Origin of the sequence: Ktedonobacter sp. SOSP1-85, assembly GCF_016587415.1 — a bacterium.
Taxonomy (GTDB): domain Bacteria; phylum Chloroflexota; class Ktedonobacteria; order Ktedonobacterales; family Ktedonobacteraceae; genus Ktedonobacter.
Genome location: NZ_BNJI01000001.1, coordinates 4,545,285 through 4,560,930, shown reverse-complemented (window position 1 = coordinate 4,560,930; position 15,646 = coordinate 4,545,285). Strand labels below are relative to the sequence as shown.

Genomic DNA, 15,646 nt, shown 5'->3' with positions numbered 1-15,646 from the left:
ATCCACTTGGAAGTCAAACCACCCTCCTTTCCTGTGCCTCTTTTAAGGTAGAAACGGCGAGTACTCTACCAGTTGCCAGTGCAGCGGAACAGCTCCTTTCGTCTCGATGACCTCTTCAATGCTAAACTCTACCAGGCGCTCGGCGCCAGCAAAAGCGGCTACGCGTTCTTTCTCCCAGATTACTTGCGCTTTACCAGTGAGTTGGAGCGTATCTCCGCTCTTAAAGTCAAGGAAGAGCAAGCCAGTCTGTGGTTCTACGCTGATATTACCCAGAGTCTGGAACATCCTGTTGCCCGAGTAATCGGGAAACACCAGCCGGGTTGCATTCTCAACCTGTACAAAGCCTGGAGTCCCCCCGCGATGCGAGACATCAGAGCCACCCTCACGATGACTGCTTGCGATAAAGAAAGTATCTGCCCGCTCTATCCATGTGCGTTGCTCACTAGTCAACGCTGCGTTGCAGACTGCCTCTGGAGAAAGCTGCGGTGTAAGAGGAGCGGACGATGGGGGCTCATTCGTGTTCGCACCTGGCAACACGCGGGCTTGAATGTATTTAGGACAGTTGGAGTAAACCTGTTCCGTGTGTACCACAATCTCCCCCTGTACACTTTTTATCCGCCCATTAACCCTCATACGCCTGCGCGTCGCGAAGTCGATCATGATCATTCCAATTGCCCCTCCGATCTGGAGATTCTTTGAGAGTGGATCAAAAAGGCCAGGAGCCGCGCTGATCTTTACGGTCTGTTCATCGGGTGTCTTAAGGAAGCCAGGCTCTCCAGCGAGTATCGATGCCCAGACACGCCTTTCGCTATCAGTAGTGCTCAGAACAACCATATATTGCTCGTGCAGAAATGTCTGCGCAATAGGCGGCAACGTGGGGCGAAGGCTTTTGTTCACGCGAGATGCCCTGGGCGGTATTCCCGCCTGCCCCTGCACCTCAAGCTCTCCTGCATGATAATCCAGCATACACTAATCTCCTTCACAGAGGGATGACAACAAGGCAAAAACTAAAAGAAGCCGCAGGTAGGAGCTGAGGCCGTAGGGGCTGGGTTCTCACTGGCCCCGCTGGGACTATAGATTTCCAGACGAATCCCATCAGGATCAGTGAAGAAGATACCGCCCGAATCTTGCCCCTCGCCATGAGGCACAACACTTTCATACAAAAAATGGGCCTCAAGGCTCTTGAGCCGAGCCTCGAAGATACGCACTTCCGCAATATCATTGACTTTAAATGAAAGGTGATGAAGACCAGGGCGGTCTTTCGCAAAGGCTCCCTGGCTCTGCTCCCACAGGGTCAAGACCAACCGCTGGCCATCGCCGAGAAACGCACAACGACGGCCTGGCTCCTGTGACTCCCAGGTTACAGAGAAGCCAAAGACGGCTTGATAAAAATGTTTCGATTGCTCGATATCGCTGACATTAAGGCCAATATGACCAGTCTGAAGTGCCGGAGTAACAGTAGACATTGCGATTCCTCCTGAAGCAACATAGTATGCAAACTTTTAAAAATGTCCATATCTAAATAATATTTGGCTTGGATAATTCGAGTGTACCCTGAAAAATTGTCCTTGTCAATAGTCCAATAGTGTTGGATAATAGAGCAAGGAGGAATTTGTGTATGCTTGAGGAAAAAGGGAGAACTCAATATGAGACGCCATTTCTCGTTGATGGTGAGAATCTGGCGCTCAGCCTGGTAAATACAGAGGTCATGACACGCGGGAAACGAGGCGATCTGCTGATGACATCCCAAGATGTGGCTCGCTGGTGGCAAGAGACATGTCAACGCCATCCTGAATTCGACGAGGTGCGCAGAGAGAACGAAGAGCCAATTATGTATGATACGGCATTGCTCAATACCCTCAAAACGTTGCGCGCGGCCCTGCGAGCCATCTTTAACGCGCTTGTAACGGGAAGCATGCCAGAGAAGGAGGACGTGGCCATCCTCAATGCGATTCTGCGAACGGGCTATACGTCGTTGGACCTCACCGAGCAGGGAGAGTTGGTCCCCAGAACCCACACCACGGATCCGACGCAAGGCCTGATGCTCTTGCCCATTGCCCTTTCGGCCTCGCGCCTCATTAGCCAGGGCGAGAGAAAGCGCCTGCATCACTGTGAGAATGAGCGCTGCATTCTCTTTTTCTATGACACAACGAAAAGCGCGACACGTCGTTGGTGTAGCCTGGGATGTATGGATAGGGCGCGCTCAGCCCAACGCTACCGAGAGGCCAAGCGACAACAAGCAGCAGGCAAAAGAGGAAAAGGGGAGCTTTAGTAAAGGTATAAAAAATTGCTAGAGAACCTTTTTATTTTGTGCTGTTTTTTTGTATACTGGAAATACGTACACTCATTATTCATACTGAAATACGTTGATACGTGAGTACTCACCCCAAAGTGGGTCCTCATACACATACACCCCTCCGGTGTTGGTAGAGGGTTGAGAGACATACGCATCATTTATCTTTTTCGCAGGATTTGCCATGCCTGGTTGGGAGGAGACATCGTCGGGAGCACCGCTTATTCAAGCGCGACGCGCCCACATGTGATTATAATAAGGAGAAATAAACACTCCTGATGTGGCGGGCGCCCTGCTTCACACCTGTACATGGCAGAAATTGATTGCGCAAGCGTTGCATATGTCCTTCGTCCGCGAGAAGAAAGGAAGTCTAGACCTGTGAAAGTCTACGGTCGCATAACGGTCTTTCCCATTATGCCATCTCGTATCAGTCGCCTCTATGAGTTGGCGTACAATCTCTGGTGGAGCTGGCATCCCGAGGCTCGCGAGCTGTATAGTTCGCTTGATCCAGAACTCTGGGAACAGGTTGGGCATAATCCGGTACGCTTTTTGAGCGAGGCGGAGCCACAGAAACTAGAGCAAGCCGCCACAAACAGCCAGTACCTGGAACGCTACGACAGCGTCATCAACGAATTCGATCACTACATGCACCCACGCCAGGACGAGACCTGGTTCTCGCAAAACTATCCACACCTGCAAGATAAGACAATTGCCTATTTCTCCGCGGAGTTTGGGCTGCATGAGTCACTCCCCATTTACTCCGGTGGCCTGGGTATTCTCTCGGGCGATCACTGTAAAGAGGCAAGCGACCTGGGTCTGCCATTTGTGGGCGTGGGCTTCCTCTATCCACAAGGATACTTCATCCAACACGTTACCCGCGATGGTGTGCAAGAGGCGCTCTATGATAAGCTGCACTTCTCCGAGGCGCCCGCGACCCCCGCGGTTGGGCCTGACGGCAATGAGGTAGTCATTAGCGTTGACCTGCCTGGCAGACGCATCTATGCCAAGGTTTGGAAGCTCATGGTTGGCCGTGTGCCCCTGTACCTGATGGATACGGACGTCGATCCAAACGCGCCCCATGATCGCGAACTTTCGGCGCGTCTCTACGCAGGTGATCGTGAGATGCGCATCTCGCAGGAGATCGTGCTGGGTATTGGCGGCGTACGCGCCCTGCGCGCCCTGGGCATCTCGCCCGCGGCCTGGCACCTCAACGAAGGCCATGCCGCCTTCCTCAGCCTGGAGCGCTGTCGTGAACTGGTAGCGCAAGGGCTGACATTTCATGAGGCGCGCGAGGTTGTTACCGCAAACTCGCTCTTTACCACGCATACGCCGGTGCCGGCTGGCAATGATACCTTTAACTATGACCTGGTCGATAAGTACTTCAGCTCCTACTGGAGCCTGCTCAAACTCAATCGCGACCAGTTTATGGAGGTCGCCCGCGAGGATCACGGCTGGGGCTCGACCTATGGCATGACGGTGCTGGCCCTCAAGCTTACGGGACAGCATAATGGCGTCAGTAAGCTGCATGGCGCGGTCTCACGCAAGATGTGGCAGTTCCTCTGGCCTGGGCTGGACGTGGACGAGGTACCCATCGACTATATCACCAACGGCGTCCACACCTTCTCCTGGATCGCGCCCGAGATCAACGCGCTCTTCCGACGCTACCTCGATCCCGATTGGGGACGCTACGTCGATGATCCTGCGTTCTGGGACAAGCGCATCGATATGCTCCCCGATGATGAACTCTGGAAGGTTCACGCTACACGCAAGGAGCTGCTAATCAATTACGCGCGTGAGCGCCTGAAGCAACAGCATCTACGCCTGGGCGAAGGCTCACTCCAGATTGACGAGTTCGAGCAGTTCCTGGACCCCAAAGCCTTTATCATTGGCTTTGCGCGCCGCTTCGCCACCTATAAGCGCGCGGCGCTCCTCTTCCGCGATCTCGAACGCCTCAAGCGCTTGCTCAATAATCCTGAGCGCCCGGTGCAGATTGTCTTCGCAGGCAAAGCCCATCCCGCGGACGATCCAGGCAAGGCGCTGATTGAGCAGATCTATCGCGCCTCTCGCAGTCCAGAGTTCAAGGGCAAGATCGTCTTCCTGGAGAACTACGATATCGATATGGCGCGCTACCTGGTGTCAGGCACTGATCTCTGGCTGAACACGCCCATTCGCCCCTACGAGGCCAGCGGCACCAGTGGTCAGAAGGCCGCCCTCAATGGACAACCCAACTGTAGTATCCTCGATGGCTGGTGGGCCGAGGGCTTTAATGGTGAGAATGGCTGGGCTATTGGCGAGGAACGCGAATACCATGACCAGGAGATTCAGGCGGAGGCCGATAGTATTGCCCTCTATCGCCTGCTGGAAGAGGAAGTAGTTCCCTCCTTCTTCGAACGTGGCGAGTCTGGCGTGCCTCACCGCTGGGTAGGTACCATGAAAGAGGCTATTCGTACCTGCACACCCCAATATAGCATGCGCCGTATGGTGAAGGAATATACCCAGCGCTACTATGTTCCAGAAATAGAACAGAGCGTCCAGGTCGGCGAGAACTCGTATGAAGAGGTACGCGCCCTGGCAACCTGGAAGGAGCGCGTTCAGAAGTACTGGGATGGCGTCCAGCTCTATGTCCAGGGCCAGCGCGAGGGACAGCTCAGCCTGGGTGAAGGCATTACCGTCAAAGCCTGGGTACGCCTCAATAACCTGGCCCCCGAGGATATCAGCGTTGAACTGGTCTATGGCGAGACAAGAGACGAACTGGCCATCCCCCAGCACACCATTCCCATGGAGTATAGCAAGCGCGAACAAGACGGAGCCTATCGCTTCGAAGCGCACTTGCAACCGGAGGATAGCGGGAGTATCGCCTATAACGTCCGCGTCGTCCCCACCCATCCCCTGCTCAAAGGTAAGTACGAGATGGGCCTGATTCGCTGGGCCTGATAGAAAGCCCTGCCTCCCAGTAAAGTAGAACAAGCGAGAGGCTGTCCACAATGATGTGGGCAGCCTCTCGCTTGCTTATCTTTTTCTTCTGTCACATAGCTTCAATGGGCATATTCCTGCCAGCCACATATCCTCCGCCCCAGGAGAGAGTTTGTCTTTCGCGTAACTTGGTTCTTCTGTTTACAGACTAACGATTAGAGCGTTTTCTCAGTCTTCACATGCCGATAGGTAAACAGATGATGAACAGTAAAGTTGTAGAATAGCACAATGATCAGCGCGGAAGCCTGGGCGAACAGCGGCCAGACATGCACCAGGTAAACGAGGCTAAATTGAATCAAGGCGGTCAGCGCGCTGCCACTAATGCAAGTCAGCTGGAAACGCAGGCAGCGCTGGAGCCACGAACGTTGGCGAGCTCCCGCAACATGCCGGAAGGTAAAGTAGTCATTGGGGACAAAGTTGGCCATGATAGAAATTTCGGTCGCACAGAGGAAAGCAACCACCAGATGCACCGTATCCGTTCCTGGCACTGGAACAAAGTGATAAACAATATAATACACAATCAGATTGACAACTGCCGCGACACCACCAATCACAACGTAACTGCTCAAACGCTGGAGCATGCCAGCGCGACCGCCAGTTAAGGTATCGACGACATCCAACACGCGATTCGCAACGCTCCAGGAATAGGGATGGTAGGAACGTGTAGGAACGTCGGCAGGGGTGGCAGGCACTACAGATGCAGCTGGCTCCTCAAGGAGAACCGACTCTACAGAGACTTCTTCCAGGTTACTTAACGACATACGTATCTCCAAAAATCTTGCATAGAATCGTTGCACAGGATGTTCTGTTCACGAATGCAAGACGGCCAATCCTCGACCAAAGTAACACATGAAAGATAGGCCCCCATGAGTACTACTGGGTGCTGGTGTTCTCCAGAAGCATTTTAAACCTGTGGGATTTTCAGCGAGGATCAGGAGATATATTCTTCTAGTAAGTAGTGTGGAGCGTCCTGGCAGCCTGCAGCTGCCAGGACGCTCCACACTACTTACTAGAAAGCGAGCGCCGCAGGCGCGAGAAGTCAGGCGGCTGTCCCAATGCAGCGAGCCAGGCAGAGTGAGCGTGCCTCGGGAAAAGGCTCTAATAGTGCAAACATATTCTCATCAGGATCAGTGAAACGAGCCTCGATTCCATAAAGTTGCCTGGTAGGAGCCTGAAGAAAATGCACACCTCGGGCAGTCAATTTTTCATAGGTTTCACCACAATTGTTTGTGGCAAACATCCAGGGATTGCGCGGATCCATGCGCCTCAACACATCCTGCATCCAGGCTTCATCATGATAAATACCCGGCTTCGCCAGCGCCAGTTGCGGCTTTCGCTGCCCCCTGGGGGCCACAGTCACCAGGCGTAGACCTGGAGCATAGGTAATATCCAGGCACTTCTCTAGCCCCATAATATCGGTATAGAACTCAAGCGCGGCATCCTGGTCCTGCACCAGGATAGAAATGAGGGAAAGTGATGTTACTAGTTGCATATGTGACGATCCCTAACCAACCAATGAGCAACAGCTCATAAAACTGCTACAAACCATGTCTACCTTACTATTCTCACGTCGGCCTCTCTATTATATAAAACATTTGTTCTAAAAGCAAGAGTAAATAGACATAGTCTTATTCGGCATCCGCAGGGAAAGTGCGGTACAATATCTGCAACTCCCAAAAACCTCAAAACAGGCAACAATAAAACCGCTTAAAAAGCGGCTTTATGTTGCAGAAACTCTATACACCTAGCAATTTACATCACATTTTACATCAATTCTCCCCTTTCTGATCCTTTCCTTCCTCCTGATCCTCTTCAAATGTAAAAGCAAAACCCATCTTATCTGCGACCTCTTTCTGCATAGAAGGCAGCACATGTGAGTAAGTATCCATCGTGATCCCTACGGTACTATGCCCCAACAGGTCTTGAACCAGTTTGGGGTGTACACCCATGGCCAGGAGCAAGGTCGCTGCACTATGTCGCAGATCATGAAACCTTATCGGAGGGAGTTGGGCCTTGGCAAGCATCTTCTTAAAAACGTCCACCATGTGATCAGGGTCCCAGTATCCACCTCGAGTATTGGGAAACACCAGGCCAAGATCAGACCAATCTGTAGACTTTTCACGCCGTTCTTCTTGCAGGCGCTTGTGTCTTTTGAGAGCCTCTATGGCATAGTCCGTAAGCATAATTCTGCGTCTGCCAGCTTTGGTTTTGGGTTCCTTAACAACAAAACCTACATGACGCACACGTCTGAGAGAACGCCTTAACTGAAGCGTTTTATTCTCAAAATCAATGTCACTCCATCGCAGGCCAAGAAGTTCACCCCTTCTCATGGCGGTTGTAAGAGCCATTATAAGCAGAGCTTCTAGTCGAGAAGCACGGGCAAATGTTACCAACACTTTCGCCTCTTCTAAGTTTAGAGTGCGGTAGTCATGGCGTACTCTTTTAGGCATTTTTGCCTTGTCAGTCACATTGTGCGATATAAGCCCCCAACTTACTGCATTCTCTAAAGCCATATGCAAAACACCATGTATAAAAATGACAGTCCCAGGTGCTAGCCCTTCCTCCAGCTTTTGTGCATAGAAGGACTGTACCTGCTGAACAGTCAACTTATGCACCATGGTACTACCAAAGGCGGGAAGCAAATGTTTATTAAGCGTAGATTTATATTGGACGTAAGTCCCGCTAAAAATCTGTGGCTTGGCTACAACCTCTAGCCACTGAGGAAGATAGTCTTTCATGAGCATACGTTTGCCAGATGCAAGAAGACCTTTCTGGTCTTCTTGCATAGCCTTGCGCATCTTCTCAAGCGCTTCTGACGACTTCCAGGCGTAAAAGTACTTGCGCTTACCATTAGAGGTAATAAAACTGGCTTGCCAGCGTCCATCAGCACGTTTAAAAAGTGTTCCTTCGCCGTGTTTTCTACGTCCAGCCATATACTAACTCCTACCGTGTATTTTCACGCTCTACAAGCCACCGCTTGAGAGAAACAGGATCAATTCTCACTGATCGCCCTAGTGAAATCGTGGGTAAGCCTTCAAAGTCAATGAGCTTGTATACCATGCGTTCACTTACACTGAGCATCTTTGCCGTACCAGGGATTGTCAGCAAGGGCTGTAACTCACCTGGTGCCGTGGTTACTTGTTTTTGCATACTGGCAACCTCCATAAAAAAACCTCGTGTGCCAGTTGACACATGAGGTTAATATGATTGAAAATCAAACTGCATCTGATACGAATACTCATCCGTATACTTGAGTATAAAGTTTGTCGGACCAAGCCTGATGCCATTCTAGAACACGGAAAGGAGCTTTTACGTCATGTCTGCCCATCTTTTGATTATTGATGACGATCCGTCAATTCTCGAAATGATGCGCCTTGTCTTAGAAGAGGAAGGCGGATATCAAGTAACAATTGCAGAAATGATTTTTGAGGATGTCATAGATGTTGAGCGCCTTCAACCTGATCTCATTCTCCTTGATTTCAGATTTGGTGCTCACCGAGATGGATGGGATTTTTTGCAGAAACTCAAACTCCATCGCCCAACTATGCATATCCCTATTATCCTTTGTACTGCAGGCCTTGCTGATGTTTTGCAACAAGAGGCAATCCTTGAACAAAAAGGCATTCCCATTCTGTACAAGCCCTTTCATCTCGATGAATTGCTTGATATGGTTGAAAAATGCCTTGCACATGCGGCTTCCACTTCGCCGAAAATTGAGGCATGACGTCTAAGCCTCTTCCCTTATAGAGAGAACGCTTTTCAAGAATCAAATCATCAGGGACTAGGAAATGTGATACACACATTGCTTTTGACGTCGCAATGTTTGGAAATCAACGCCGCGCTCCTCCCAGATTTCAAGCATTCTGGTATAGAGCCGTTGCAGCACCATAGAAGCATCAGCATCCGGGCTAAGCGCATCTTGCAGCCACGCCCCATAGGTGGTGGTGTAACCTGCTATGGCCTTCTCGGCCCGGTCCAGGTTAATTTCGCGCTTGCGCTCACGTTGGATAGCTTCAATGTCGGTCACATCGCGCCAGCCGGACAGGAACGCTGTTTGCACTGTCTGCCATGCCTCCGCTGTCTCCCATCGCCGCCGATTGGAGTCTTTTGTGTTGGGTTCGACCATGCGAATCCAACCCTTTTTCTGCCCTGGATGCCCAACGCAGTAGGCCCAGATGGCGGGGGCTTTTTCTATGGCTTCATACACATCCTCTATATCCATCTCGTGGAGGGCTTCACGCTTCACCCGGCATTCAATGCGCCACACGGGCGTCTGCTCGTCCCATTGGCGCTGTTTCCAGAGATCATAGAACCATCGCTTTTCACGGGACTTTTGCTCGATCTCAGCCGGTTTATCGTAGATCGTCACACTAAGAGGGTTGCCATGCCCACTAAACTGCAACGTCTCCAGCCGGTGGTGACGGTAGACAGGTTTATCTAGCTGAGACTCTTTCACTGGCCGCCACTTGGTGGCGAGGGAGACAAACACCCGCTCATAGTTGCGAGGGATGTGAAAACCCGCTATATCGGCACACAGGTGCATTTCTGCCGGTTGGAGATTAACGACCTCTTGCAAGAGGCTACTGAGAAACATATGTGTGCTCATCACAGCATCATCGACGCCACGCCGCCACAGGTACTCACTAGAGAAGCGCACCCGCGCAGGCGCTCCGTGGTGTAGATGTGGCCCCATCATCAGATCGATGTACCCGTTCTTGAGCAAGAAGTAGTGCGTCTGTGTCCCGTTGGGAGACATCAAAAACGCTTTTCCCTCATGTTCCCACGTGGTGAGTTGTGGCTCTTTCGCGATTTGCGCCTTCTCTTGCCACTGGTAGAGTTGCTCCACAAGAGCGGAAAGACGCGCGTCGTATGTCTCCTGTTTGGCCTTCTTCTGTTCCTCGGCCAGCTGCTCATGCTGGGGAAAATGCGCATTGATCACGAGTGTATCAATGCCTACAAGAACCGCTTTTGTACAAGATGCCATACACACAATTCCTTTCGGCCTTTAAATGGCCCTAGAAGCGGCACCATCACGCCAAATCGGTACACAGAGGGGCGCGTGTTACTAGACCGCGCCCCTGGTTCATAAGAAATGAAACTGCAACCATATTGAGCACAGCCTCTCGCAAGGCTCCACGAGAAAAGTGATAAAAAAACAAAACGAGCAATGTTTCATAGAACCCTCCAAAATGAGTAAGAAAAAGAGTCTCTTGCAAAGGCTCTTTTTTGACGGCTTGTAATGTCTCTCTTAAGAGAAGCAGTGTAAATAAAAATTGGCATTTAAAGTATTTGGAGCAGTTTGGCCGGAATGTGTCCGGTTCTTGTCCTGGTAGAAATCACCCATTTGCTTGTATGGTTATCTGCAGGAGTGCATATGACTTATTTGATAAGGAACAAGGAATGAAAAGTAAAGGAATGCTTTGGGCCAGTTTTTTTCTTGCCCTTTTGCTTATCGTGGGAAGCATTATCTGGATAGCACAGGATCAGAACAATAGACATCAACACGATCTTTCTGTCCAGGCCACCGAGACCGCCGTAAGGAATGGAACGAAAACAGCGGTTGCATATGCATCAACCGGAACGGCTGTCTATCAGGCGACGGCAAATGCTGTACCGAATGCGTTTCCCGCACCTTTCGTTGCTACAAGCATCTTTCATGAGGATCTGAGTCAGGTAAATAGTAATTGGGAGCAGAGTGGGTGTGATTTTCAGGACGGTAGTTATCAGATAGCACTAGACCAATCATATTATAAGGGCTGCCCCCGTAGCGGAACGTCTGGGTTTAATAATGTTGCATACCAGGTTGTTTTCAGAGATATGCAGAGTCATGGGGATGGGGGAGTCGGCATTGCCTATAACATCCAGGAGGAAGGTGTTGTGTCGGCTGGTGATATGTTTTTGATCGATAAAGATGGAAATTATAGAATAGTCACGGTCAATATCCTCAGCTCATTTAAGCAATCGGGAAAGGTTTCGTTTCCCATCACCTTTCCGCTTTCTATTGGTATGAAAGTACAATCTGATCAGTGCAGGTTCTATGTCAATCGCCATGAGGTGAAACTGGATACACCTATTCGGGACTGCCAATCATCCTTCGGAGTGGCAGCCTTTGGGACGTCGACCACTGCACATTTTATCGAGGATGACCTCTGGAGACTTCCCAGTTAGTAGCAAGCGGACATCATCACTTACAGGCGTTGAAGTTGTCGTCAGTATACTCTAGAGTTTGCTATGGTAGACTCTAGAGCATCGTTTATAAATGTTGTTTCACCTCTGCCGTAACAGGAGGATAGCCACACAGAGTTCATCATGGCTTACATCTTTGTACAACGCTCTAAAATATGTACAACCAGCCCTTTAACAGGTGCTATAAGGGCTGGTTATACTCTTTTCGTTATCTTCGCCGCCGAAATTCGACGGTTGGGTGATCAGTGCCGTGATCGTCAAGAATGGTCACTTCGCCGCGCTCTTCGGCTTCAATCCATTCTTGCGCTGTCGCGTCCCTCGGTTCCTCTTGCTCGCTCTTAGGCCAGTAGGCACAAAGCACAATCACAATCACAGCAGCAATGAGAAGCAGTCCAATCATTCTAAGGGCCTTTCTAGGAACGCCCGCTCAGAGAGAGGCCAACGGCAAGTTATACGAGCCAGCGCTGTGTACACGCAGTCTGAATGATGGTCTAACACGGTTTCAATCTGCTGTTGTTCTTCTTCTGAGAGGTACGCTTCAGCCAGCGCGTGAATGAGAAAGTGGAGATCGCCATTGGCAGCTGAAAACACATCTTCAATCGGCTTTTTCTCTAGTTCCTTCTCTTCAAGGCCACGACGAATAACCGTAAGAACACAGGGTATATCTCTTTTCATGGTGTTAGACCTCCCCGGCCTGAATCCTGCGCCACATGGTGGCGGCATCGACGTTGTACCAGTGACAGAGAAAATCAAAGACGTTGCCGCCCCGGTTCCAGGTGTAGCAAAACCAGGAAGAGCCGCTAACGCGTTTGGGCTGATAGACCTTGAATGAGGGGTGACGATCGCGCCCGCCCTGGTGGTGATCACCAAAGGGACAACAGGCCATGCCCCGCTGGTCTAGCTGGACATAGCGCCCAATGACCGCGAAGGGGTCTTGCATCTCACACCAGGCGTGTATGGTGTTCTGCGAATAGGTCAGGTGTGTAAGTGCTGTAGGGGCTAACGATGGGTGGTGTGGCTGCGTGGGTGTCGCGCCTACGGACGCGAGAGGCTGTTTACGCGAAGCTGGAACGGGGTTGCGCTGCACACTCATCAGCCGGTGCAGCTGGTCCTCGACGCCTCGCCAGAGGGCATACACATCGTCATCGAAGAAGAAGGGGTAGCACTGGCCCGACTTCTTATGCACGCCAAGGGGGAGACGGATTAGCGAGCCGTACGCGCCGCCCTCGCTCTGTTTGGGGTAGAACTCGACACCTGACGGACAGAAGGGGAGAAACCAGTCGCGCACCTGCGAGGCTGGAAGCAGTTCTTCAAAAAACACCCATAGGTGACCGCCGCGCCGGGAACGCTCCAGGTAGGAGACGTGGCCGTGTTGGCGCAAGACCTCTTGCAGTTGCAGGAGCTGAAGCAGGCCACACTCTCTATCGTCATCGTAGACACAGCAGCGACACATGCCCTGCCCATCAATGAGATAGGTTCCCAGCGTGCGCCAGCCCTGGAAATGTTTCAACAGGTCTTCCAGTTCCAGGGAACGCCCGGCCCGAACATAGCCGCCGTTGGTGGTCTGGATGGCAAAGTCAGACCACCGCCCGACAAAGAGATCAGCATAGTGGCGCACCTGTTCCAGCGTGCCAACCATGCGAGGGATAGCAACCGTATGCATAGACGTTGTTTTCCTCCACAGAAAACGCCCGAGCACCTGGAGGTGTCGGGCGTCTCCACTCATGAACACACTAGAAGGGGTGGCCGTTCAAGTCGCCAAGATCGTCATCGACCCGTCCGACTGCAACGGGTGCGTGTTGCGGTCGCTGCGTCAGTTGGGCGCTGGTCGCTACCACATCAAAGGCTTGGCGTTTCGCGCCGCTCTTGTCCTCATAGGCGCGCATCGTTAGCCTCCCCTGCACGAAGACCTCCGCGCCCTTAGCGAAACGTTCATTGGCACGCTCGGCCAAGGTGTCCCAACACACAACGTTGAGCCACATCGCGTCTCTGTCCTTGCCCTGGTCAACAGCGATAGAGAACTTGGTCACGGCCTGGCCAGCGGGGGTGTAGCTCATCTCGGGATCACGGCCTAAACGGCCTGCAACGGTGATTTGATTAAAGAGCATGATGGGTTCCCTCCATTCGTTTTTGCTGTTCCCAGACGGTTTCACTTTCAGGATAGGTCGGGATCAGGCCCGGCCACATGATCAGGGTGACAATGCGTGCGTTCACGTCGACCCATAGCCAGTGGCCCTCATTGCTGTCATAGCCATAGGTGCGCTGCTCTTTCGTGCAGCCCAGGCGCGTACAGTGTCGAAAATGTTGAGAAGTGGAGCGCCAGGCGTGGCCCAGTTGCTGACAGACGGGGTTTTCCTTGGGTTCTTCCATCGCGGTTGCAACCGCTGTCGCTGTGCTCATAGCTGCCCTCCTCGCCAGCGAATCACGTCGGCCATAACGCCCTGGATGTAAGCCCCTTCGTCGTTGTGATCCATTTGGGGGGCATACTTGGGAATGATGGTTGCAACCGTGGTCCGGCCTTCTGCGATGTACACTGTTTTCATGAGGGCGTACCAGTCCGCGACACTGGCCCGCCAGAAGGAATAGGCCCGATACCCGCCGCTCGGGTCGCATCGCCAGCCGGTGGTGCAGCGGATATTGCCAATGCTCAGCGTCACCACTGCCACGCCTCGCAGGCCAAAAGTGCTTTCGTGGTGAAAGAACGCCAGAGCGAACACGGGATCAATGCCGTACGTCACGCCCTGGTCATACATCGTTTGTCCAATGCCCTGCGCAGGCGAACCCGCCGCTACTAGCACGCGATCAATGAACGCCGCCGAGATGGTGGGTGGCCTCGTGATCGTGTCCGAGGTGGGCGCGTTCAGAGTGTGCGAGGCTGCATACGTGGTGGGGATTGTGTATTGCTTCGCGCCCGCCCAGATGTAGACACACCCACCCGCAACCAAGAGAAAGAGAAGCGTGAGAAGTGTTTTTTGCATGTGGAGATCCTTTCCACAGAAAGCCCCACATGGTATAATAGCCCATGTGGGGCAAAGTTTTTCCACAGGCGGGATTCTCTGGTTACAGTCGCAAAACTATACATGCAGAGAACCGCCTACTTTTTTGTCTTTAAACAGGAAGACATACCAGGTATGGTATGCCTTCTGCATTACATGATTCGTAAGCGCTTGTGTTCATGGTAGCGCTTGAGGCTTGTACTGATCTTTTCGCCAATTTCGTGCCGCTTTGCATCCGTGAGAAACGCCAGCGGTCGACCTGGTAGCGCCTCGCCTGGATATCCTCTTTCTCATGCTCCAGGCGGTTTTGCGTTCTCAGTGGGAGCGTCTTTGTAAAGGTGAGTGCGTCCTGATTGCCTTCGATCAGTGCACCGAGTAAGATGTTGTGTCCAAACTGCGTACAGCGAAGCCGCTCAAACGTGGGCGAAGTGATAGCAACCGCTGTCTCACGCGCTTTGTAGCGCTTGTTGGTTCGCATCTCCCACACGGGAAGATGGATGTAGCTATCATGCAACCCACATATCACCAGGCGAAAATCGGGGTAGTCCGATAGGTGGTAGTAGTGGTAATCGCTACTCTTCGCCAGCACCACCGCTTGACGCGCCCGTACGAGAAACTCTGGGACACGCTTTGGTGCCTCACTTGCCCCATAGAATGCTGCACACACTTCAGCCTGTTCAAGCAGTGCTTCCATGGTTGCCTGTGTCTCTTCAGGAGATTTGCACCGAATCACTTTTGCCTGCCAGCAATATCCTGATATCCAGATAACAAAGCTTTATGCTTACGCATCCAGTCCCGAGGGGTGGGACTTAATGAAGCGCTTATTCTTCACTCCACGACGAGACATCGATAGAAACGCGTTTGAGTTAGACCTCTTTGAGCGGAACCCATCGCCTTACTTAAAACCGTTCCATGAATGCCTAAAAGCAAAAGGGGCGACGATCTTTGAGCCAACATGGTAAAAACCTTAAAGGGCTTGCCAATAATGCTCGCAATGATGTACATCATTTTTACATCAGAGACTATGCAAAATGGTGCAGATTAGTTACCAAACGTACAAATACTGATATTGTTGCTTGAGCGCGAGAGTATTTGCTATCGTCCCTCTCCAAAAGATAAGGTACAATATCTGCAAATACTCCCGCACATATGTAAAGCCAACATTTCAATGGAGAACTCTGTTGCAGCCTCGTGTGCT

Annotated in this window: 18 protein-coding genes; 4 read left to right on the top strand and 14 right to left on the bottom strand. The window is 51.8% G+C overall.

Annotated features, from left to right (window positions below):
• Positions 1 to 42 precede the first annotated feature (42 nt).
• Positions 43 to 966, bottom strand: a complete 924-nt coding sequence (locus KTE_RS19115) for a pyridoxamine 5'-phosphate oxidase family protein (RefSeq protein WP_201383614.1) — start codon at positions 964 to 966, stop codon at positions 43 to 45.
• 41 nt (positions 967 to 1,007) lie between these two features.
• Complete coding sequence (locus KTE_RS19110; protein WP_201383612.1) at positions 1,008 to 1,466, bottom strand: VOC family protein; 459 nt, start codon at positions 1,464 to 1,466, stop codon at positions 1,008 to 1,010.
• A gap of 152 nt (positions 1,467 to 1,618) precedes the next feature.
• Here KTE_RS19110 and KTE_RS19105 point away from each other — a divergent pair, with 152 nt between their 5' ends.
• On the top strand, positions 1,619 to 2,272 hold the full coding sequence (locus tag KTE_RS19105; RefSeq protein WP_201383610.1) for an ABATE domain-containing protein: 654 nt from the start codon (positions 1,619 to 1,621) through the stop codon (positions 2,270 to 2,272).
• Between the two features lie 399 nt (positions 2,273 to 2,671).
• Positions 2,672 to 5,227: an alpha-glucan family phosphorylase gene (gene glgP / locus KTE_RS19100; RefSeq protein WP_201383599.1), complete on the top strand. Its 2,556-nt coding sequence runs from the start codon at positions 2,672 to 2,674 to the stop codon at positions 5,225 to 5,227.
• Between the two features lie 194 nt (positions 5,228 to 5,421).
• Here glgP and KTE_RS19095 read toward each other — a convergent pair whose 3' ends face one another.
• The 4 genes from KTE_RS19095 to KTE_RS19080 all read right to left on the bottom strand — a co-directional run bounded on the left by KTE_RS19095 (position 5,422) and on the right by KTE_RS19080 (position 8,416).
• On the bottom strand, positions 5,422 to 6,027 hold the full coding sequence (locus KTE_RS19095) for a GtrA family protein (protein WP_201383597.1): 606 nt from the start codon (positions 6,025 to 6,027) through the stop codon (positions 5,422 to 5,424).
• Positions 6,028 to 6,305: 278 nt separating this feature from the next.
• Positions 6,306 to 6,758, bottom strand: coding sequence for a VOC family protein (locus tag KTE_RS19090; protein WP_201383595.1), 453 nt, complete (start codon positions 6,756 to 6,758; stop codon positions 6,306 to 6,308).
• 277 nt (positions 6,759 to 7,035) lie between these two features.
• Complete coding sequence (locus KTE_RS19085) at positions 7,036 to 8,199, bottom strand: site-specific integrase (protein WP_201383593.1); 1,164 nt, start codon at positions 8,197 to 8,199, stop codon at positions 7,036 to 7,038.
• A gap of 10 nt (positions 8,200 to 8,209) precedes the next feature.
• Positions 8,210 to 8,416, bottom strand: coding sequence for a helix-turn-helix domain-containing protein (locus KTE_RS19080; protein ID WP_201383591.1), 207 nt, complete (start codon positions 8,414 to 8,416; stop codon positions 8,210 to 8,212).
• Positions 8,417 to 8,582: 166 nt separating this feature from the next.
• Between KTE_RS19080 and KTE_RS19075 the strand changes: the two genes are divergently transcribed.
• Positions 8,583 to 8,990, top strand: a complete 408-nt coding sequence (locus KTE_RS19075; RefSeq protein ID WP_201383589.1) for a response regulator — start codon at positions 8,583 to 8,585, stop codon at positions 8,988 to 8,990.
• 57 nt (positions 8,991 to 9,047) lie between these two features.
• Here the strand turns inward: KTE_RS19075 and KTE_RS19070 are convergent, their stop codons facing one another.
• Entirely contained in the window at positions 9,048 to 10,250 is a 1,203-nt protein-coding gene (locus KTE_RS19070) for a hypothetical protein (protein ID WP_201383587.1), read from the bottom strand.
• Between the two features lie 416 nt (positions 10,251 to 10,666).
• Between KTE_RS19070 and KTE_RS19065 the strand changes: the two genes are divergently transcribed.
• Complete coding sequence (locus KTE_RS19065; protein WP_201383585.1) at positions 10,667 to 11,434, top strand: hypothetical protein; 768 nt, start codon at positions 10,667 to 10,669, stop codon at positions 11,432 to 11,434.
• A gap of 226 nt (positions 11,435 to 11,660) precedes the next feature.
• On the opposite strand, the gene KTE_RS19060 is transcribed toward KTE_RS19065, so the two are convergent.
• The 7 genes from KTE_RS19060 to KTE_RS19030 form a co-directional block, all read right to left on the bottom strand.
• Complete coding sequence (locus tag KTE_RS19060; protein WP_201383583.1) at positions 11,661 to 11,852, bottom strand: hypothetical protein; 192 nt, start codon at positions 11,850 to 11,852, stop codon at positions 11,661 to 11,663.
• The gene (locus tag KTE_RS19055) at positions 11,849 to 12,127 is read right to left on the bottom strand and encodes a hypothetical protein (protein WP_201383582.1); all 279 of its coding nucleotides are present in this window, start codon (positions 12,125 to 12,127) and stop codon (positions 11,849 to 11,851) included. Before KTE_RS19055 ends, KTE_RS19060 begins: the two co-directional genes overlap by 4 nt.
• A gap of 4 nt (positions 12,128 to 12,131) precedes the next feature.
• Positions 12,132 to 13,115, bottom strand: coding sequence for a CHC2 zinc finger domain-containing protein (locus KTE_RS19050; protein WP_201383580.1), 984 nt, complete (start codon positions 13,113 to 13,115; stop codon positions 12,132 to 12,134).
• A 70-nt stretch (positions 13,116 to 13,185) separates the two neighbouring features.
• Entirely contained in the window at positions 13,186 to 13,509 is a 324-nt protein-coding gene (locus tag KTE_RS19045; RefSeq protein ID WP_236600483.1) for a single-stranded DNA-binding protein, read from the bottom strand.
• Positions 13,510 to 13,549: 40 nt separating this feature from the next.
• Positions 13,550 to 13,852 (bottom strand): hypothetical protein, encoded by a 303-nt coding sequence (locus KTE_RS19040; RefSeq protein WP_201383576.1) that lies wholly within the window; start codon positions 13,850 to 13,852, stop codon positions 13,550 to 13,552.
• Entirely contained in the window at positions 13,849 to 14,430 is a 582-nt protein-coding gene (locus KTE_RS19035; RefSeq protein WP_201383574.1) for a glucosaminidase domain-containing protein, read from the bottom strand. Before KTE_RS19035 ends, KTE_RS19040 begins: the two co-directional genes overlap by 4 nt.
• Positions 14,431 to 14,560: 130 nt before the next feature.
• Positions 14,561 to 15,142, bottom strand: coding sequence for a hypothetical protein (locus KTE_RS19030; protein ID WP_201383572.1), 582 nt, complete (start codon positions 15,140 to 15,142; stop codon positions 14,561 to 14,563).
• Between the last annotated feature and the right edge of the window lie 504 nt (positions 15,143 to 15,646).